At 69.0% G+C, this 20,048-nt stretch carries 16 protein-coding genes; 7 read left to right on the forward strand and 9 right to left on the reverse strand.

Features of this window, described 5'->3' with window-relative positions:
* The first annotated feature begins 290 nt into the window (after positions 1-290).
* Positions 291-701: a hypothetical protein gene (locus FBY41_RS15835; RefSeq protein WP_141845268.1), complete on the forward strand. Its 411-nt coding sequence runs from the start codon at positions 291-293 to the stop codon at positions 699-701.
* 94 nt (positions 702-795) lie between these two features.
* Entirely contained in the window at positions 796-1,914 is a 1,119-nt protein-coding gene (locus tag FBY41_RS15840; RefSeq protein WP_141845269.1) for a DUF4192 domain-containing protein, read from the forward strand.
* A 240-nt stretch (positions 1,915-2,154) separates the two neighbouring features.
* Here FBY41_RS15840 and FBY41_RS15845 read toward each other — a convergent pair whose 3' ends face one another.
* The gene (locus FBY41_RS15845; RefSeq protein ID WP_185749106.1) at positions 2,155-3,012 is read right to left on the reverse strand and encodes a hypothetical protein; all 858 of its coding nucleotides are present in this window, start codon (positions 3,010-3,012) and stop codon (positions 2,155-2,157) included.
* A 239-nt stretch (positions 3,013-3,251) separates the two neighbouring features.
* Here FBY41_RS15845 and FBY41_RS15850 point away from each other — a divergent pair, with 239 nt between their 5' ends.
* On the forward strand, positions 3,252-3,638 hold the full coding sequence (locus FBY41_RS15850; protein ID WP_141845271.1) for a hypothetical protein: 387 nt from the start codon (positions 3,252-3,254) through the stop codon (positions 3,636-3,638).
* The gene (locus FBY41_RS15855; RefSeq protein WP_141845272.1) at positions 3,638-5,104 is read left to right on the forward strand and encodes a hypothetical protein; all 1,467 of its coding nucleotides are present in this window, start codon (positions 3,638-3,640) and stop codon (positions 5,102-5,104) included. Before FBY41_RS15850 ends, FBY41_RS15855 begins: the two co-directional genes overlap by 1 nt.
* A gap of 430 nt (positions 5,105-5,534) precedes the next feature.
* On the opposite strand, the gene FBY41_RS15860 is transcribed toward FBY41_RS15855, so the two are convergent.
* The gene (locus FBY41_RS15860; protein ID WP_185749107.1) at positions 5,535-6,110 is read right to left on the reverse strand and encodes a TetR/AcrR family transcriptional regulator; all 576 of its coding nucleotides are present in this window, start codon (positions 6,108-6,110) and stop codon (positions 5,535-5,537) included.
* 35 nt (positions 6,111-6,145) lie between these two features.
* A complete protein-coding gene (locus FBY41_RS15865) occupies positions 6,146-6,808 on the reverse strand; it encodes an enoyl-CoA hydratase-related protein (RefSeq protein ID WP_141845274.1) in 663 nt (220 codons plus the stop codon).
* 131 nt (positions 6,809-6,939) lie between these two features.
* On the opposite strand from FBY41_RS15865, the gene FBY41_RS15870 reads away from it, so the two are divergent.
* Complete coding sequence (locus tag FBY41_RS15870; RefSeq protein WP_141845275.1) at positions 6,940-9,360, forward strand: molybdopterin-dependent oxidoreductase; 2,421 nt, start codon at positions 6,940-6,942, stop codon at positions 9,358-9,360.
* Between the two features lie 238 nt (positions 9,361-9,598).
* Here the strand turns inward: FBY41_RS15870 and FBY41_RS15875 are convergent, their stop codons facing one another.
* The 5 genes from FBY41_RS15875 to FBY41_RS15895 all read right to left on the reverse strand — a co-directional run bounded on the left by FBY41_RS15875 (position 9,599) and on the right by FBY41_RS15895 (position 16,017).
* Positions 9,599-10,582: an FUSC family protein gene (locus FBY41_RS15875; protein ID WP_141845276.1), complete on the reverse strand. Its 984-nt coding sequence runs from the start codon at positions 10,580-10,582 to the stop codon at positions 9,599-9,601.
* A gap of 24 nt (positions 10,583-10,606) precedes the next feature.
* The gene (locus FBY41_RS15880) at positions 10,607-11,956 is read right to left on the reverse strand and encodes an MFS transporter (RefSeq protein WP_141845277.1); all 1,350 of its coding nucleotides are present in this window, start codon (positions 11,954-11,956) and stop codon (positions 10,607-10,609) included.
* Complete coding sequence (guaD, locus tag FBY41_RS15885) at positions 11,956-13,323, reverse strand: guanine deaminase (RefSeq protein ID WP_141845278.1); 1,368 nt, start codon at positions 13,321-13,323, stop codon at positions 11,956-11,958. Before guaD ends, FBY41_RS15880 begins: the two co-directional genes overlap by 1 nt.
* Positions 13,324-13,412: 89 nt before the next feature.
* Complete coding sequence (locus FBY41_RS23480) at positions 13,413-14,177, reverse strand: helix-turn-helix transcriptional regulator (protein ID WP_185749108.1); 765 nt, start codon at positions 14,175-14,177, stop codon at positions 13,413-13,415.
* Positions 14,178-14,472: 295 nt separating this feature from the next.
* Positions 14,473-16,017 carry an AAA family ATPase gene (locus tag FBY41_RS15895; protein ID WP_141845280.1) on the reverse strand — a complete coding sequence of 515 codons (1,545 nt, stop codon included), beginning with the start codon at positions 16,015-16,017 and terminating at the stop codon, positions 14,473-14,475.
* Between the two features lie 95 nt (positions 16,018-16,112).
* Between FBY41_RS15895 and FBY41_RS15900 the strand changes: the two genes are divergently transcribed.
* Both FBY41_RS15900 and FBY41_RS15905 read left to right on the forward strand, forming a co-directional pair.
* Positions 16,113-16,316, forward strand: a complete 204-nt coding sequence (locus tag FBY41_RS15900; protein ID WP_141845281.1) for a hypothetical protein — start codon at positions 16,113-16,115, stop codon at positions 16,314-16,316.
* A gap of 300 nt (positions 16,317-16,616) precedes the next feature.
* Complete coding sequence (locus tag FBY41_RS15905) at positions 16,617-18,977, forward strand: arylsulfatase (RefSeq protein WP_141845282.1); 2,361 nt, start codon at positions 16,617-16,619, stop codon at positions 18,975-18,977.
* Between the two features lie 425 nt (positions 18,978-19,402).
* Here the strand turns inward: FBY41_RS15905 and FBY41_RS15910 are convergent, their stop codons facing one another.
* Positions 19,403-19,984 carry a TetR/AcrR family transcriptional regulator gene (locus tag FBY41_RS15910; protein ID WP_141845283.1) on the reverse strand — a complete coding sequence of 194 codons (582 nt, stop codon included), beginning with the start codon at positions 19,982-19,984 and terminating at the stop codon, positions 19,403-19,405.
* Positions 19,985-20,048: the final 64 nt, after the last annotated feature.

Raw genomic sequence — 20,048 nt, forward strand, 5'->3', positions numbered from 1 at the left:
CCCCCACGGTCGCCCTCGGCGATCAGGTGGTTGAAACTGAAACGACCGGGAATGCATGAGGTGTGTGTGACTTGGGCGGTTGCGGTTTTGCTGGGGGTACGCGCCTCGCACGGCGGCGTCGATCACGTCGGGGATCTGGGACGTCGGGTGTGGCGGGTGAGCCGGGACGGCAGCTCGTCGTCTCTGGTGACGACATCGAATAGCGGGGTCCATTCCCTGGGAGTGATCGCCGGGAGACGAGCCTGCGGCTTACGTCGATGACAGATGCCGTGCGCGAGAAGGGGCCGATCATGAGTGAACCCACTGCGGGGCAAGAGCGACAGGTGCGGCCGTCGGTGCGGCAGGCGGCGCGCCGCGCTGCGCTCGATGCGCAGGCGAAGCTACGGGCGCAGCGGCAGGAGCGGGACAAGCGGCTAGCTGCCAGTGCGACAGAGGTGCTCGTCGCACTGGGGGAGCGGGACGCCGCTGTCACCAGGTACGAGCAGCGCGCGGGTGCAGCGCTGCGGCAGCTGCTCGTCGATGAGCACCTCACGCCGGCCGAGGTGACGCAGTGGTGCGGCCCCAGCCTGACCCGGCAGGAGATCGCGCGGATCCGCCGGCTCGGTGGCGACCTGCAGCGCCCCGACCGGAACCCTGCGCGGAAGCAGGTCGGCGACCCGGCGCCCGAGAGTTCCTCAGGTCTGGACCGCCCGCAGCCGTGACCCTCATCCGTGACCCTCATCCGTGACCCAGGGGTGATGCCGCGGCAGCCGAGTCCGAGGTGATCGCCGACGCGCGACCGCGTGGCTTTGGGAGGTGACCGTGTCGTCCGGAGCGAAGGAGAGCATCGTGAGCCAGGAAAACCTCGTGCTGCACAACATGAGCGAAGTGGTTGCCGCGGTCCCGCACTTCCTCGGAGTGCACCCGCAGGACTCCCTCGTGGTCGTCCCCGAAGTGACCGGCGGCGCCCCGGTCGCGAGAGTGAACCTGCCCCATGGCGCAACCCAGACGCTGGCGGTCGCTGAGGGGCTCGCCCGGGCGTATGCCGGCGCGGGCGTGGGTGTCGTGCTGCTCGCGTACACCGACCAGCCGGCCCTCGCACGCGAGGTGTGCGACACCGTCCGGGAGCGGCTCGAGCCGGCGATCCCGGTAATCGGCGTGGTGGCGGTTGACGGCGACGGCTGGGTGCGCCTGGACGGACCGCACCACGGTGAGGTGACCCAGAGCGACCGGGACCTGATGACGGCGGAGTTCCTCCTGCTGGAGCGTCCGACACCGTTCGCGACGCAAGGGCAGCTGCGGCAGGCCTACGCGTCCGGCCGCCCCGTCCCGGACGAGCTGATGCTTCTCGCGGCCGAGCGAGCCGCAGCGGCCGCGCGCAGCGGCGGCCGTGTAGGCGCGGTCGAGCGGGAGTGGATCACCACCACGCTGGACCGTGCGGCGGTCGGCCACACCGTCCTGCCTGACGCTGATGCGGCACGCCTGATCGCCGACGTGCAGCACACCCCGCTCCGGGATCATGCCTGGGCATCGATCGAACGCTCGACGGCACCCAGACACGCCGAGCTGTGGCGCGACCTGCTGACGCGGTGCCCCGATAGCGCCACGTCACCCGAGTCCAACGTGGCCCCCCTAGCGCCGGTGGCGTCGTTGACCGCGTTCGCGCACTGGCTCGACGGCGACGCCGTCAAGGCACGCGTCGCCCTGGAACGCGTCCCGGCGGGGACCGCCTACCAGATGGCGCGCCTCATCGACGTGGCCCTGGAGCTCGGGATGGACCCACGGACCTGGACCGCCGCCCCGGACGACCTGGACGACCTGGACGGACCCCACCATGACCCGTCCGCATCGCCCAAGTCCGTGGGGCTGGGCCACGCGATCCACGAGCCGCCGAAGGCCCCACCCGGCCGCGGCCCTGCTGGACCACCCCGGTGAGACGCGGAGAGCTGGTCGCCAGCCAGCCGGTGGCACAGGACGCCCGGGGCGCCGCGGCGAGACCGGTGTGCCGGGCATAAGGCATCGACTCGTGATGAACGCGATCGAGCCTCCGAGGTCCCACCCTCCACGTGGGTGTCACTGACGACGATCACCGTTGCCCCGTGCGGTCGGGCGTGGGGCGGAGGTTCGATGGCCCGGCGTGCCAGACCGCGCGCTCGGTATCGCTCGAGTCGCCTGTCAATGTCGCGTCGACCTGACCGGTGGACTCGGCGGCTGCAGGGAGGCGTGAGCGAGCTCGAGAGCGTGGACCCGTTCAAAAGTGGCGGCCGAGCGTGACTGCCGCAGCAGGAAATCAGCCAACGCCGGCGCCAGACCGGCGCGAGCGACCTGTTTGTCCCCCAAGGCCTGCAGCCCGGCGGCCCACGCTTTCTCCCACCGGGGCACGAGGTAGCTCAGCCCGACGACAGCCGCACTCAACGCGCCGGCCACGACAGCTTCGACCTGACCGGCGCTCACGCCTTGGCCGAGGGCGATCAAGCCAACGACGAAACGGGCCCGCCACATCAGGGCCACCAGCGGCAGACGCCCACCGGCGGCGCCGACGCCGCGGGCGAGGGCCCGCAGTAACCGCCACGGGATGGTCCACAGCTGCATCCCCAGCTCGGACCGGAGCGCGCCGACCCGGACGAGGCCCGCAGCGTGTGCGATCACGGCAGCCGCCTGATCAGGCGGGAGCCGGCCCAGACGAACCTGCGACACCAGCTCCGCGGAGACGAGAACGGACCGGCGGCCGGCTCCTGCCGCGGACACCGTCCGCACCCCGGGCCACAGGTACAGGCAAACCAGCGGCGGCCCCAAGCCGCGCTGGCAGAGCAGGACGATCGCGGGTGCCAGCGCGGTGGCCTCGGCTGGCGTCAACGCCCGGGCACCGAACAGCCCACGTAGCGCGGCGGGTTCGCCGGCGCCGGCCAGCAGCACGAGCGCCAGAGACAAGACGCCGAGGAAGACGACCCAACCGAGGGGGCCCGGCAGCGACGCGGCCAGCGCCGCCGTCACAACGGTGCTGACGGCAATGCCCGGCGTCTGCGCCAGCACCCTGGTCAGCGGTACTCGCATCACACCCACCCCCAAGCTGTGCGACAACGACGCCAGACGCGTCGTGCTCCGGCTGATCGTCAGCCGCCGGCTGCCCGGCTTTTGTCCGTAAGACCAGTGTCCGACCACGCACCGACACCCCCGTGGGTTATCCACAGGCCCGCACCGAGGTGGCCCGCCACGGCCGCTGTCTGCGTGGATGAAGACGGCAATCAGATCCGACGAAGAGGGGACGCGCCATGACGTCGAAGACACCGGAGACGATGACCCCGGGTACGGACGGCCTGGCGGTCATCGGCGGGGTGATCCTGCTCCTGGAGGCTGCAGCCGATCGCTGCCTGAGCCTTTTGGCCGCCGACCCGGCGCCCGGGCTCGAGGAGTCCTTCGCCCTGTCGGATCTCGGCTTGGTCGCCCGGCTCGCCGCCAGCCAGGCACGCGCCCTGCTGCCCGTCGACATCGAGCTCCTCGACGTCCAGATCGCCGAGTCGAGCCTGGACCGTGACGACCCGATCGAGCTGGTGCGCGCGGCGGAGGCCCTGACTCGCACGGTCCCGATCGAGGCGCTGCCCCGGGGCAGCTCCCGCGTCGTCGTCGCGCTCTGCGACATCCTTCGCGAGCACGGCTGATGCCCGCCCTCGACGGCCGCAGCGTCGGGGAGCTGCTGCTGGACTGCGACCTGCTCGTGCGCGAGGTGCTGATGGACACCCCGCTGATGGACGGCCGGGTCATGGTCCGAACCTGGGGCGAGGTCGTCGAAGCCGCCGCCGACCTGTGGCGCGCGTTTCCCGAATCGTCCCCAAGGGCAGCCCAACCCGAGCGCCGGGACGTTGGCCAGGTCCTGATGGAGCAGCTCCAGACGATGAACAGCAACCTGATGAAGGCGGCTCGGAGGCGCCAGTGGCCCGGGACCGGCACCGGCGACGATCGGCTGCTCACGGTGTGCGAGAACCTCACGACGGCTGCGGAGCTGTTGGCGCGTCGCCGCACCGATGTCCGCCCGATGCGGCCCGGGGTCGAAGCGGACCTCGACGCGGCCAAAGCACGGTTGATGCACGTCCTCTACGTCGGCGCCCACGGCGTGCAGGTCGCCCTGAACCGCGACCTGCGCGACCTCGCCGTCCTCCCCGCAACGAAACGCGCTGCCCTGCCGAGCGAGTCAGTGGAGCGCACCATCGAGGCGCGAGACCGAATGGCCGCCTTCGAGCAGCTCGCCGGCGCCTACGTCTCGGGCACCTTCCCCGCAGCCCTGCACGGCGAACACAAACCACCCGCGGAACCCGACCGGCTCCCCCAGGCGCTGGCCACCTGGGACATCCAGGCCCACCGCGCCCTCGCCGGAACCCCAACAGCCGCGACGATGATGCTCATCGCGCAAACCCAGGGCCACACCGCCTTCGCCAGCCAGACGATCCTGCGCGCCGCCGCCGAGACCGGCTCGATCGAACCCGGCCAGTACCGCACCCGCCTCGCGCCCGCGCTCGAGTCCGCCCAAGCGAGCTGGGTCGCACTCGCGAGAACGTGGGCGCAGCTCGCACCGCAGCGCGGACGCCAACTGGACCCTAACCTCGTCACGGCAGCCAACGAGATCCGCGCCGCGATGCTCGAGATCATTCACGACCGCTCAGGCGTGGCGAGCGTCGAAACCCTCGCCGCCACAGACGATCTGAAACATGTGTCCCGGACGTTGCAACTGGGACTCGCGACTGCCACGGACCTCGCGTACGCCCTCCGAGAGGCTACGGGGGACCCGCAGCTGCGCGCCTCCTCCCGCGGCGTCAACGCGATGGCGATGGCGTTGGAGGCGCGCGGCCCGTATGGCAACGTCTCAACCGAGGCGTGGGTTCGGCCCGCGGACCACGCCCACGACCGCCCCATCCCGCTCCCCGACATGGTCCGGGACTCGGTCACGCGAGCAGCTGACCACGCCGTACGGGCAGCTGCGACTGCGGCTGGAGCAGCCGCCTCTCTCGCCACCCCGGACGGCATGCCAGCAGCGAAAACCCTTGCCAGAAGCACGGATTCGCACGGGTATGGGGATCAACGGCTCCCCGCCCTTCAGGCAGCAGCACCCGTCGGCCCGCTCCGCAGGTAATCTCTGCCAGCACGACGCCCTCAGCACAGGGGAGGACCGAGAGCGTCGCACGCCCACAGTAACCTTCTGCCCCCGGAAGTAGGGCTGCGCCTACTGACCGCGGCTGGGCTGAGACGCTTTCGCCAACGCGTCGACAGCGCCCTCGAGCTCAAGACCTTCGAGCACGGCACGAAGAGTGTCGCTGGTCATGTCCTTGCCGCTCGGGCACATCCCACCTTGGCGCAGTCTCGGTGATGTCGGTGGCGGAGGTCGTCCAGAGGGTAGAGGACATCTGACCGGGTCCCGGCGGAGCGCCGCAGGCTTAAGCCTGGTGAGACGCCGCCTTGCCGACGCGTCCCAAGCCCGGTGGCAGCACTCTCCTCTCATACCGCTGGTCGTTGCCGGCGACCGGGCGTCGGGGCTGGCACAGTCGGACTGAGCCCGATCGGGGTCAGCCTGCGGGCGGTGGCGTGGCGAGCACACCGCGCACAGCGCGCTCGAGGGCGACCCTCGCCAGCGGGTCGGTGATCCGGTCGCCCGCGAGGAGCAGGGAAGAGGGCAGATCAACCAGGCAGAGCTTGATGAAGGTCACTGAGGCGTCGTCGGCGCTGCCCCAGACTTCGCGCGCAAGCTGGTTTATGAGGAGCCCAAGGCTGCGGCGCCTCGCCCGCAGCTGCTGACGCTCCGTCGCGCCGACGTTGGCTCTAGCCAGTTCGTCAAGGGTCACGGTCAACAGCAGCCGTGCTCCTGGGGCGTCGTGGGAGAAGTAGTCAGAGGGTGCAAGCGCGGCGGCAACGACCGCCGACGTTGCGTCCCCGTTCGTCAGGGCGGTGTCGACCGCCTCGCGCTGGAAGGAGAGGAACTGTTCTGCCTCGCGCGACCAGGTGCGGGCGAGCAGATTGTCGCGCGAGCCGAACGCGTTGTAGATCGCCCCGTTCGAGACCCCAGAGACCTTGCTGAGCGCCCGGATGGTGACACAGCTGACGCCGTGCTCGGCCCACAGGGCCTTGACGTGGTCCAGCAGCACGTCCAGGTCGTGCTCGCGAGGGCGACCCATGAGGCTCAGCTCTCGGTGGACTGCAGGGCCGTGACCGCGTCGGCGAACATGGTGGCCTTGATCTTGCCCAGCGTGGCGCGGTCCTTGCCGGCGAGATCTACCACCAGGGCCGACGCCGTGGCAACCAGGTCGTCGAACGCGGCAGTCGCGTCGACGAGCCCGGCTGTCAGGGCCTCGGCAGCGGAGTAGCGCCGCCCGGTTGTCATGGCGTCGACGGCAGCCCGAGCGCTTAGCTTGGACATGATCAGCGCGCTCATGCCCGGCGTGAACGGGATCTTGATGTCAACCTCGGGGAAGCAGAAGTAGCCCCGGTCCTCGCGCATGACGCGGTAGTCGTGCGCCATGGCCAGCATCGCTCCCGCCCCAAAGGCGTGCCCGTTCAGGGCGGCGACCGTCGGCACAGGCAGGGTCAGTATCTTCGCGAAGAGCAATTGGACGTCCCGGACATAGGCACCCATCTCATCGGGGTGCGCGCCGAGCCAGTCGAGGTCGAGACCGTTCGAGTAATACTTCCCCCCACCTGTGGTGAGCAGCACCGCCGGCTCCGAAGAGCTCGCCAGGTCGTCGAGGAACTCGGTCACCGAGTTCAGAAACGACGGCGAGAAGCGGTTCTCGTCGTCTCCGAAGCTGATGGTCCACGTGGGACCCTCCTGGGCAAGTGCCGGCACTGCTCGCTCCTTCGTCTGTGCTGGAGCAGCACTCTCGCTACCCAGAAGTAGCAAAATATCAGAGCGTGTGCTCTATTAGTGTCGTGGTGGGTCGATGAGAGCCATCCAGCCTATGACGAACGGTGCCTCACATGCCCCAAGACGCCACGGCGCAAGAGCCGGCGATCACTGCAACCGGTTCGGCCACTGCCGTAGACCGCACCGCACATGGCGGCGGCGCATCCACAGACTCGGAGGACGGCTGGCACAAGACCGCGTGCATCCTGTGTGAGAACAACTGCGGCATCCAGGTCCAGCTCGACCGTCGCCGACTCGCCAAGATCCGCGGCGACAAGGAGCACGTCCACACCCACGGCTACACGTGTAACAAAGCCCTGCGTCTCGACCACTATCAGAACGGCGGCGTCCGACTCACGACCCCGCTACGACGCGAGGCCGACGGGTCCTACCGCGAGATCGGCTGGGACACCGCGCTGGCTGAGATCGGCGCCAAGCTGAAGGCGATCCGCGACCAGCACGGCGGGCCGAGCATCTTCTTCTACGGCGGCGGAGGTCAGGGCAACCACCTCGGCGGAGCCTATCGTGGCCCGCTCCAGCACATCCTGGGCTCGAGATACCGCTCAAACCCGCTCGCGCAGGAGAAGTGCGGCGAGGCATGGGTCGACGCCCATCTCGCCGGCGGACACACCGTCGGGGACTTCGAACACGCCGAGGTGTCGGTGTTCATCGGCAAGAACCCGTGGCAGAGCCACGGGGTGGCCCGTGCCCGAACCGTCTTGAAGCAGATCTCCAAGGACCCGACTCGCACCATGATCGTGATCGACCCCATCCGCTCGGAGACCGCGGACCTGGCCGACATCCACCTGCAGGTGCGACCCGGCACCGATGCGTGGTGCCTGGCCGCGATCGTGGGGGCCATCGTGCAAGACGACCTCATCGACCACGAGTTCGCTTCGGCCCACCTGACGGACGACCGGCAGATTCTCGCCACGCTCCGGGCCGTGGACATCGCGGCCTACGCGAGGACCTGCGGCATTGAGGAGGGCGTACTCCGAGCCGTGGCGGTGCGGATCGCCACCGCGACGAGCGTGTCCACCTACGAGGATCTCGGGGTGCAGCAGGGCCCGAACAGCACCGTGGTCTCCTACCTCAACAAACTCACCTGGCTGCTGACCGGGAACTTCGCCAAGCAGGGCGCGATGAACGTCCACTCGTCACTGGCAGCCATCGGCAGCTACGAGACCGAGCTGCGGCGCACACCGGTCAGCGGCGCCCTCATGCCAGCTGGCCTGGTGCCCTGCAACGTCATCGCCGAGGAGATCCTCACCGACCACCCCCACCGGTTCCGGGCCATGATGATCGACTCCGCCAACCCGGCGCACTCCCTCGCCGACTCGAAGAGGTTCCGAGCATCGCTGGCCGAGCTCGAGCTCGTGGTGGTCGTCGACGTCGCCCTGACCGAGACCGGACGTCTGGCCGACTACGTCCTGCCCGCCGCATCGCAGTTCGAGAAGTGGGAGACCACCTTCTTCAACTTCGAGTTCCCCGTCAACAGCTTCCAGCTCCGCAAGCCGCTGCTTGACCCCCTGCCCGGCACGATGCCCGAGGCCGAGATCTACAGCAGGCTCTACGAAGAGATCGCCGGTGTACCGCGCCGTCGGCTCGCCGTGCTCCGCACGGCCGCTCGGCTCGGTCGACGTCCCTACTTCGCCGCCTTCGCCGCCATGGCGGCCCTCGACAAAACAGTGATGTCCAAAGCCGCCTACCTGCTATATCGCACGCTGGGCCCCACCCTGCCTGAGGGAGCAGCCCAGGCCGCCGCGCTGTGGGGCCTGAGCCTCAAGCTGTTCCGCACCCACCCCGACGCCGCAAAGCGCGCCGGGCACCACACCTTCAACGACCTCTTCGACGCCATCATCACCAACCGTTCCGGAGTCGACTTCACCCGCGACGGCTACGACGCGAGCTGGCGGTACGGGAACCGCAATAACCAGAAGATCTCCCTGGACATCCCACCCGTTATCGAGGCCCTCGCACAACTGCCGCAGACCCCGGCCACCCACACCAGTACCGAGTACCCCGTCATCGTCGTCGCCGGCCAGCGACGCTCCTTCACGGCCAACACCATCATCCGCGACAACAGCTGGCGCAAGAACGGCTCGACCGGCGCACTGCGTGTCAACCCCGAGGACGCGCACGCCTGGGGCCTCGACGAAGGCGGCAGAGCACGCATTTACACCCGCCGCGGCACGGCAGAGGCAACCGTCGAAATCGACGACCGTCTCCAGCGCGGACACGCTGCGCTTCCCAACGGCTTCGGCCTCGACCTTCCCGCCACCCAATCTGACGGCGTCGGGAGCGCCGACGGCCGACCCCTCATCGACTCGGACCTAGGCACTCAGCGGATAGGCGTAGCGCTGAACGAGCTGACCGACTCGGCCCTGCGCGACGCGTTCGCTGGCAACCCTTGGCACAAGCACGTCCCCGCCCGTATCGAGAAGTCCGCCACCAGCCTGAACAAGCCCGGCCCGGCCGAGCCGAGTCGCTCGTAACCACCGCATGTCCGCTATACCGCTACCGGCTTCTCACCCCTCCCCGGCTCGCCGCGCTCGGCACCCCGAACACCGTGCCGCCGCCCTGCGCAGACCCGGCCCCGGCCCTGAGGCTGCGATCTAACCAGGCACTGTGACGCCGGCCCCTCACTGGGCGATATGCGGCGCTATGACGGACCTGGGGATCCTCTCGAGTGGCCGATCGGCGAGTTTGAAACCGACTCGGAGACGGCGCCGCTCAGACCTTACGGGTGCGAAGGAATAGGGCCGGCAAACCGATGCCGAAGAGGACGGCCAGGCCAACGCCGATGACGGTCTCGCCGACCCGCTCGCCGACCTTCTGCGAGGCCTGCTCGGGGTGCGATTGCAGGAGCATGACGAAGACGAAGAACGTGGTGAACGCTGATGTGATGTACCACCGGCTGGCCCGGGTGGCGGCGGCGATGCTCACTACCAGAGCCACGATGACGGCGAGCACTGCTGGGGGCAGTTCGGCCGCGAGGACCGCCACGGCGCCCAGCGCGCCGATGATCACTGCGATGACCCGGCCCACCGCGCGTAACCACAGGAGCCCGGCATCTGGTCGTGCGACAAGGAGGCAGGCCGCGGGCGCCCAGCCGGGGTGGTCGACGCCGAGCCTGGACGCGACTAGGTAGGCAAGTCCGGCCCCTGTGCCCAGGAGCAGCCCGTAGCGGACCATTTCGTGACGGGCCGGCAGGTCGGCCGGGGGTCGCCGGGCGCCAGGGCGTGCGGGCCAGAGTAGGGAGACGGCCCAGGCGTATGTGGCCCCGGCCGTGAGCAGCAGCGCGGCGGCAGCCGAGGTGGCCCAGTCGTCGTACGACAGGCCGGCGGCGGTGAGGGGTGCGGCGAGGACGAGCAGCAGCCGGCCCCCTGCCCGCCTGGCGGAGGCGTCCGCGGCTGCCAGCACCACGGCGACCAGCGCGAGGGCGGTGGGGACGGCGGGCAGGTGTGCCAACGCGCCACCGACGAATAGCGAGGCCCCGCAGACGACCCCGACGAGCGCGATGACGAGTCGCGCGCGCCGGGGTCCGGGGAGCGGGAGCAGGCAGGCCGGGAGCACACCGAGGGCCAGGGGCACCCCGTTGGCTGGGTCGACGGCAGTGGCGGCGGCCGCCGGCACGGCGTAGAGCAGGCCGCGGGCGGCATCCGGCCAGGACCATACGACGGCCCGTGTCGGTGCGTCTGCGTTGACCGTCGTCACGGGTCGTGGCCGATGTGGGCCGGGTCAGCCGGCCGAGACGGCGTTGGTGCCGGCGCTGGTGGCGGGCTCGGCTGCTGGACGCTCCTTGAGGGCTAGGGCTGCGCCGGCGCCGAGGAGGAGGACGACCGGCATGATCCACAGGGCGCCTTGGTAGTCGGATAGCGTCGGTGTGCCCGCGGGTAGGAGCTTGCCGGGCACGGCCTCCAGAATTCCGCCGATGATGAAGCAGACCCCGTTGACGATGGCCGAGGCTGAACCGATCAGGTTCGGCGACACCGACTCCCCGGCGATGGTGAAGCCGAGCATGTGGGTGCCGGCGAAGAGCCCGACGGCGAGCATGACAACGGCTGCGGCGCCTTTGCCGTTGGCCGGGCCGTAGATGAACAGGGCCACGGCGACGGTTTGCAGGAGCATCCCGACGACGGCGGGCTTCTTGCGCGAGTGCCACCGGTTGGATACCACGTTCACCAGTGGTGCGCCGGCGGCCAGGCCGAGCCAGGCCAGGGCAGACAGGACGGCGGCGAACCCGACCGATGCGCCGCGGGCCTCCTGAACGCGCGGTCCCCACAGGACACCCACGGCGAGCATGGTGCCGAACGAGGCGCCGGCGAACAGGGAGGACAGCACCACCTGGGAGTTGCGGAAGCAGCCGCCGAGGTCGGAGAAGATCTCGCCGAAGACGTTCTTGCCCGCGGAGGCCTCGGCCGCCGCTGCGGCCTCCTCGGGCGTGCTCACGGGGTTGCGGACGACGAAGGCGAAGGCTGCGACGAGCAGCACACCGAACGCCCCGAACCCGGCCAGCAGCTGCTGCCACGACATGACCCCGAGCGCTGCCGAGATCATCGGCTGGCTGAACGCGGACCCGAGTGAGGCGAAGCACTGCACCAGCCCGAACATCAGCCCGTACTTCGCGGCCAGGAACCAGGTCCCGCCGACGTAGCCAGCCCCGACGAACCCGAAGCTGGACCCGATCGCGAGCACGACCTGGGCGAGCACGAGGGTGCCGAAGCTGGTCGTGGCGGCGAATAGGAACGCACCGGCGGTCACGAAACCGACGGCGATCGCGAGCAGCGGGCGGGTGCCGTACCGGTCCAGGAGCGAGCCGGAGAAGAACTGGCACAGCGCGAACGCCCACGTGTAGATCGACGCGGCGAGCGAGATCTGACCGATTGACAGCCCGGCATCCTTTTGGATGTCGGGCGAGACGATGCCGTAGCCGGTCTGGATGGCGAAGAGCCAGACGACGAAGAGGGTGGCCAGCACCCAGATGGTCCAGGCCTCTGTACCGCCCTTGCGCGAGGGCGCCTTGGGGTCGTGCGCCTTGCCGAACATCGTCGTGGTGGCGTGGGCGTACCCCGCGTGGCCGGTGGACATCAGGCTCCTCCTCCCGTGGTGCCTGCGGCGTCGGCTGGACCGGACCGGTCCTCTTCTCGGGCGTGGGCGATGGCGCCGGCCACGTAGGTGGCGGCAACGGATCGGTCGTCGGCCATGATCGACAGCACGAACATCAGCTCCTCGGTGGTCTTGGCCCGACCGGAACGGTAGGACAGCAACGGCGTGGCGTTGGGGTCGAGCACGACGAAGTCGGCCTCCTTGCCGACGGCGAGAGACCCGATGTCATCGGCTAGGTCGAGCGCCTCCGCGCCGCCAAGGGTCGCCAGGTAGAACGACTTGATCGCGTTCATCGGGTAGTTGTTCAACTCGGCGACCTTGTAGGCCTCGTTCATCGTCGCGAGCAGCGAGAAGCTGGTGCCAGCGCCCACGTCGGTGCCCAGGCCCACGTGCATCGGGCGCTTGGGGTCCTTGGCGTCGTGGACGTGGAACAGGCCCGAACCGAGGAACAGGTTGGACGTGGGGCAGTGCGCGACGGCCGAGCCGGTCTCGGCCACCCGGGCGCGTTCGCGGTCGGTGAGGTGCACCCCGTGGGCCAGCACGCTGCGTCGCCCGAGCAGGCCGTAGTGGTCGTAGACGTCGAGGTAGCCGGCGCGGTCGGGGAACAGCGAGCGGACCCAGGCGATCTCGCCGGTGTTCTCCGAGACGTGGGTGTGCACGAAGGTGCCGGGTGACTCCGCCCAGAGGGTCCCGGCCGCCTCGAGCTGCTCCGGGGTCGAGGTCGGGGCGAAGCGGGGGGTGATGGCGTACATCTGTCGCCCGTTGCCGTGCCAGCGGGCGATGAGCTCCTTGGACTCGTCGTAGCCGCTCTGCGCGGTGTCCAGGAGATGGTCGGGGGCGTTGCGGTCCATCAGGACCTTGCCGCCGACCATCCGGGTGCCGCGACGCACCGACTCCTCGAAGAAGGCGTCCACCGACTCGGGGTAGACCGCGCAGAAGGTGACCGCGGTCGTCGTGCCGTTGCGCAGCAGCTCGTCGAAGTAGCGGCGGGCGACGTCGTCGGCGTGCGCCCGGTCGGCAAAGTTCTGCTCCTCGATGAACGTGTAGTGGTTGAGCCAGTCGATGAGCTGGGACCCGAAGGCGCCGATGATGCCGGTCTGCACGTAGTGGATGTGGGTGTCGATGAACCCGGCACAGATCAGGTGATCGGGGTAATGGGTCACCTCGACACCATCTGGCACGGCGTGGCGCGTGTCATCGAAGGAGCCGAACGCCGTGATCCGGCCACCCTCGCTGACGATCAGGCCGTCCGGTACGTCGACGAAGGCGCCGTCGTCGAAGAACGGGTCACCGGTGAACGTGATGGCGTGCCCTCGTACGGCACTGACCTGTGGCTGTTCGTTTCCCACCGGTCCTCCTTGGGGTCCTCGTGCGGACCAACCGTCCCGCCGGGTGCAAGGGATCGCCTCACATGAACTGGGTGAGGGGACCCGCGGGGCTACAGCAGGCGCGCCAGTCGCGCCCGGGCGACCGCATCGGCGCGGGTGTGGACGTCGAGCTTGAGGTACAGGGACTTCAGATGGGTCCGGATGGTGTTGGGGCTGACGGCGAGCTCCATGGCGATGCCGGGCACGGTGAGCTGGGAGACCAGCAGCTCCAGGACAGCCCTCTCCTGGGTGGTCAGGGGGACCGACGCCTTCTTGGGGGTCAGGTCCAGTGCTCGGATCGCCTGAGCAGCGACGTCGTCCAGGGGCCCGAACGTGCCGATACGGGCGCGTAGGAGCGCCGTCGCGTGGCGAGGTACGAAGGTCAGTGGTCGGTAGCTGAGTCGACGCTCGACGACGCGGAGCGCCTCACGCAGCCAGTGTCCGGTGTCGCGGTGGCTGCCCTCGCGGTCGGCGAGCAGGGCCGCGAGAAGGTAGCCGGTGGTCGCCGCGATCGGGTACGCCCCGGTCTTGAGGAAGGAGCCGACGGCCCGCTGGGCGCCGTCGGTGTCGTCGTTGGCAAAGGCGCGCATCGCGTGCAGGACGGCGACATCACCCGTGCCGGGATGCAGGTCGACAGCGCGGCGCAGGACGTCGTCGGTCCAGTCCCCGTCGCGTGCTTCGTTGGCGACGTGCAGCTCGTGGACCAGGTAGGCGCTCAGACCCGTCGCCGCGGTCAGCAAGGCATCATGGCGCCCCCACCAGGCGTTGATGTCGCGGTGGTAGCGCTGCCGGTCACGCGTGGCTCCGAGCCCGAGCACCAAGTCCAGCCAGTTCACCGACGCCTCCACTTGGGGGTCACTCGACCCCCCAAACGCGCGTAGCGCGTCGACGTGTCCGCGCGTAGCAGGGTCGTCAAGGGAATCCCATCCGGCCCAGGCCTGCATGAGCAGCACCGGAATCATCGGTGTTTGGTGGGCCAGGCCGCGCCTGGTCGCCCAGACCGTGGCCTCGTCGCACCGCTGTTTGGTGAGGCGGAAGTCGCCGTCCGCTGCTGCCGCCAGGCAGAGGCGCGACTGGCAGTCCAAGGCGGCCAGGTCGCGCTTGGACTCGGTCGCCAGCCGCAGCGCGCTCTCAAGGTCGTTCTCTGCTGCCGGGAAGTCGCCGAGCTCGAGCCTCCACGACCCGCGCACAGGTAGGTGAGCAGCGACTCGTCGGGGTCGGTGATGCGGGATGGGTCCTGGGTCGCGAGGCGGGTGCTGAGCGATGACGGTCGACCACCGGCCAGTCGCGCGCCCGCCAGGTCGAACAGCTCCGCCCATCGAGCCGCCGCAGACCTCGGGTCCGCGGACGCAAGCGCGGCGGCGACCGTCGCAACCCAGGCAGGTCGCCGCCGAGCATTGCCGCGACCCCCTCCAGCCGGGATGCGAGGCGCGTTGCGTCATCGTTGTGCGGCAGGGCCGCCAGTGCGCCACGAACGGCGTCGATCTCGCCGCCCATCACGAGCTCGAGACCGTGCCGTTCCAGGAGGTCGGTCAGCAGCATCCAGTCGTGGGACTCTCCTGCTGCGGCGAGCGACGGGGTCAGCGACCCGCGGTCGGCGAACCACTGCGCCGCGATGCGGTTCGACCGTCGCCATCGAGGCAGGTCGCGGCGGCGGGCCTCGGCGCGCAGGTACGCGCGCAGCAGGGAGTGCAGACGGTAGGTCACCGGCTCGTGGTCGTAGCGGGCCACCATGGCCGAGGTGGTCGCCCACCTGGCCAGGACGGCGCCACCATCGGCGCGACCCGTGAGCGCCAGGGCGAGATCCACGGTGACCTCGTCCGGGGCGCAGACATCGAGGAGGTACTGCGCCAGCTCGTCGCCCAGGTCGCCGAACAGCTCCGTGACGAGATAGTCGGCCATCGGCCGGGTGTCGGTGGCGAACTCCTTGACGAACAGGTGCGGGTCCGTGTGGTGCTCCAGCGCACTCCCGGCCAGCGCGACGGCGACGGGCCAACCCTCGGTGAGTCTGTGGACCTCGACAGCGACGTCGTCGTCTATGCCGGCTGCGTGCAGAGCCAAGACCGCGGCGGTCTCCTGCTCGTCGAACGCGAGATCGGCGCCCCTGACCTGGTGGAGCATCCCCTGCGCCTGCCACCGGCCCAACGGAACGTTCGGATCCCAGCGGGTCCCGAACAGAAACCTTGTCTCGGGGCCCACCTCCTCGACGACCCGGAAGAGCAGGGCCACCGCATCCGCGGGGGCGTGCTGGAGCTCGTCGACCACTAGGGCAATCGGTGCGGCGCCTGCCAACACGCCGGCCAGTGCGCTGACGAACTCGTCGGTGGAGCGGGCAGAAGGCAGGGCAAGGTCCCCCAGGGCAGCTGCCGCCTCCGGGAACGAGCCGGCAAAACGCTCCTGCAGCGCCACCAGGACCGAGGACCACACCGACTGGGCCGACGCGTGAGCCGGCACGGTCACCCAAGCGACCTGGACTCCGTCGGATTCGAGATCCTCGGTGCGCTGGACGAGCAGAGTGGACTTGCCCCAACCGGCACCGGCAGACACGAGCAGCACCCGCCTGCCCTGGGCATCACGTACGCCCAGAACGGCTCGCAGCCCTCCACGGTCCACCACGGGAGCGGCGTGGTTCGGACGCCGGGTCTGTGATGGAACCAGGCCAGACCGATACGCCATTGCTCCAGCGTGGCACACACAAGTCCTTCAGCTCACCCAGTTCATGTGAGCAAGGCGTGTCGACCAGAGGTGACACTCGTGCTGAGGAGAGGCAAATGCGCTATCAGTTCATCGTGGCAGGCAGCCCCAGCGACCGCGTAGCGGCCGCTTTCCCGCAGCTCACAGTCCAGCCCGCATCGGACTTGGGCGGCATGTCGCTACACGGCGAGCTGACTGACCAGGCCGCCGTGCGCGCCGTCATCTCCACCCTGGACGACCTCGGGCTGACACTTCTCGAGCTACGGCAGATTCCGGCGTGAACCGGCGAACTCCCACGAGGGACCACCGCTGCCGAACCCTCTCTGTGTCCTTCGGCGGCTCTTCACGAACGCCAGCGCCGAGGGAGCCGAAAAGCAAGCCGAGCCTCGCACCCCCACAGATCAGCGCGCCGGGCCCGATTGGATTGTTGGCCCTCGTCGTGACGCTGGGTCGGGGCAGACGCTTCGCCGTCGGTCAGTGCTGTTGTCGGGCGAGGCGATGCAGGTGGAGGCTGGTCGAAGTTCGGTAGCTGTTGGGATGGCTGGAATAAGTGATAGGCGATAGCAGGAGGTTTGGGTCCGATGGTGAGTGATGTGCCGCGTGAGGTTCTGCCCATTCCGGATCGACCGGTGCTGGGGGTGACGACGTACGCGGCGACCGATCCGGGGACGCACTTCGATCCGATCACGCGGCTGCGGCCGCCTGCGGGTGCGCCGAACGTGGTGGTGATCCTGTTGGACGACGTCGGGTTCGGTGCGTCGAGCGCATTTGGGGGGCCGGTGCACATGCCGACCGCTGAGCGGCTCGCTGGCGGGGGCCTGAGGTACACCCGGTTCCACACGACGGCGATGTGCGCGCCGACGAGAGCGGCGTTGTTGACTGGCCGTAACCATCACTCGGTGGGGTTCGGGTCGATCACCGAGACCGCGACCGCTGCGCCCGGGTACAACACGACCCGGCCGAACACGAAGGCCACGGTCCAGGAGACGCTGCGCCTGAACGGGTACGCCACAGCGATGTTCGGTAAATGCCACGAGGTTCCCCAGTGGGAGTCGAGCCCGGTGGGGCCCTTCGACAGGTGGCCCACTGGCAGCGGCTTCGAATACTTCTACGGGTTCGTCGGCGGTGAGACCAACCAGTACTACCCGGCTCTGCACGAGGGCACCTCCCAGGTCGACCCGCCCCGCACACCGGAAGAGGGCTACACCCTCAACGAGGATCTCGCCGATCATGCGATCGCCTGGATTCGGCAGAACCGGGCCCTGGCCCCGGACCAACCCTTCTTCATCTACTACGCCCCGGGTGCCACCCACGCCCCGCACCATGTGCCTGCAGAGTGGCGGGAGAAGTACGAGGGGGTCTTCGACGAGGGCTGGGACGCCCTGCGGGAGCGGACGTTCGCCGCCCAGAAGCACCTAGGGATCGTCCCGCCGGACGCCGAGCTGACCAGCCGGCACGACGAGATCCCGGCCTGGGTTGACATGCCCGAGGACCTCAAGCCGATCCTGCGCCGCCAGATCGAGAACTACGCCGGCTTCCTGGAGCAGACCGACCACCACGTCGGCCGCGTGATCCAAGCCCTGGAGGACCTCGGGGCACTGGACGACACCCTGGTCTTCTACATCATCGGCGACAACGGCGCCTCGGGTGAGGGCACGATCAACGGCTCGTTCAACGAGTACATCATGGCCAACGGGCTGGCCGATCGCGAGACACCGGAGTTCTTAATGGAACGTCTGGACCGGTGGGGCAGCACGGACTCCTACCCGCTGTACGCGGTGGGCTGGGCGCACGCCTTGTGCACGCCGTACCAGTGGACCAAGCAGGTCGCCTCCCATTTCGGTGGTTCACGCAACGGCACGATCGTGCACTGGCCGACCGGGATCACCGGCAAGGGCGAGACGCGCGAGCAGTTCGCCCACGTGATCGACATCGCCGCCACCGTGCTCGAGGTCGCCGGCCTGCCGCAACCGACGATGGTCCACGGCGTCACCCAGGCACCGCTGGAGGGCACCTCGATGACGTACACGTTCAACGATCCCGGTGCCGCGGACCGGCACACCATCCAGTACTTCGAGATGTACGGCAACCGTGGGATCTACCACGACGGCTGGATCGGCTCCACCCGCCACCGGGTCCCCTGGGAGCCGCTCGCCGACTTGGGGTCGTTGGACGACGACACTTGGGAACTCTACGACACGCGTACCAACTGGACCCAGGCCCAATCCCGCGATCTCGCGGCCGAACAGCCCGAGAAGCTGGCCGAGCTGCAGCGACTGTTCATCCTCGAGGCGTCGAAGTACAACGTCTTTCCCCTCGACGGGCGCCTGGCCGAACGGTTCAACTCCGAGATGGCAGGGCGCCCCGAACCGGTCAAGGGCAACCGACAGACCCTCTACCCGGGCATGGGCGGCCTGCCGCAAGAAGGCATCCTCAACGTCAAGAACAAGTCCTATTCGGTCACCGCTGAGGTGGAGATCCCCGAGGGTGGCGCCCAGGGCGTGATCGTGAACCAGGGCGGCTTCTCTGCCGGCTGGACGGTCTACCTCAAAGATGGCCGGCTCAAGTTCGGCTACAACCTCGCCAGCCTCGCCTACAGCTACGTCGAAGCCGCCGACCCCGTGCCGGCCGGCACTCACCAGGTCCGCATGGAGTCCGCCTACGACGGCGGCGGACTCGCCAAGGGCGCGACCATCACCCTGTTCGTCGACGGAATCCAGGTCGGCCAGGGCAGGATCGAGGCGTCCATCCCGATCGGGTTCACCGCCGACGAGACCAGCGACGTCGGCAAGGACACCGGCTCACCCGTCGTCCCCGACTACCCCGCCGGCTTCACCTTCACAGGAGCCGTCAACTGGGTGCTCATCGAGACCGGAGACGACGACCACTCCCACCTCATCACTCCCGAACAACAGATGTTGTTCCACCTCGCGCAACACTGAACGGGCCAGCATCATCAAGCCGCCGTGCCCTCCGGCTTTGGAGCATTCCAGCGAATGCGCCCTCGATGTGGTCTGCTCGCGGCGAGCTCCTTGGAAGCGAACCGCACGTCCAGGGCCAACTGGAACTCGCTGCCGACGTACGCCAGCCCAGCCTCGCGTACGTCGGCCTGCTGGAGGCGGGGGTATTCACCGCCGATCGGGCAACCGCGATACAGAGCGGCGTTGCACGCTGAGCCGAAGTAGACCTTGGCCCTAATCGCGTGAGCGCGGAACTCGATCCCGGGTTCGGTATGGCGCCGATACTCGCATGAGCCTGGAGGTGACCTGCTAGGGCGACTCCCGGAAGTCTTGACGCGAGCAGTCGGCGCAATGGATGGCGAGCCCGACGCGGTGCTGGGACACACTCGGCCTCGAAGTCGCACTGGTCAGGGGGCTGGCCTGAGGCAGCGGTCGACCACTGGTGCCACGATCGCAACCAGCTCCTCATCATCGAGCTCCTGGAGCGCGGCGAGGCCGATGTAGGAGTCGGCCAGGGTCACCCCGAACAGGCTTGCGATGGCGATCGCCACTTGCTTCTGGGGTAGGTCGTAGGTCGCCGCGATCCGTACGAGAACAACGGTGTCCCAGTGGTTGCGCATGAGGCGGACGCTGTCGCTCTGGCTGAAGACCTGCCGGGTGCTCGCTCGTAGCCAGGCGCCGGTGTCCGGGTCTCGCCAAGTGCGCACGAAGTGTCGGACCAGCGGGGCGGCGAGGTCTTCTAGCGCGGTGTCTTTGAGCAGCCGGTCAAGGACGGCCCAAGGGTCGACTGGAAAGTCGAGGGCTTCGCGGTATAGCTGCTGCTTGGTGCCGAAGTAGTGATGCAACAACGCGGGGTGCACGCGCGCGGCCTCGGCAACCGACCGGATGGTGGTCTCGGTGTAACCCCGCTCGGCGAACTGGTCACGGGCGACGCGCAGGATGTGTGCGCGGGTTTCTGGCGTGCCCGGCCGGCGCCCAGTCTTCGCCATCCGGTGCTCCTCTCCCGCTCGTCCGTCCCGACCCACCCAGGGGTGAGCGTGGCAGTTGGACCTT

This window comes from Humibacillus xanthopallidus, from assembly GCF_006716675.1.
GTDB lineage: Bacteria > Actinomycetota > Actinomycetes > Actinomycetales > Dermatophilaceae > Humibacillus > Humibacillus xanthopallidus_B.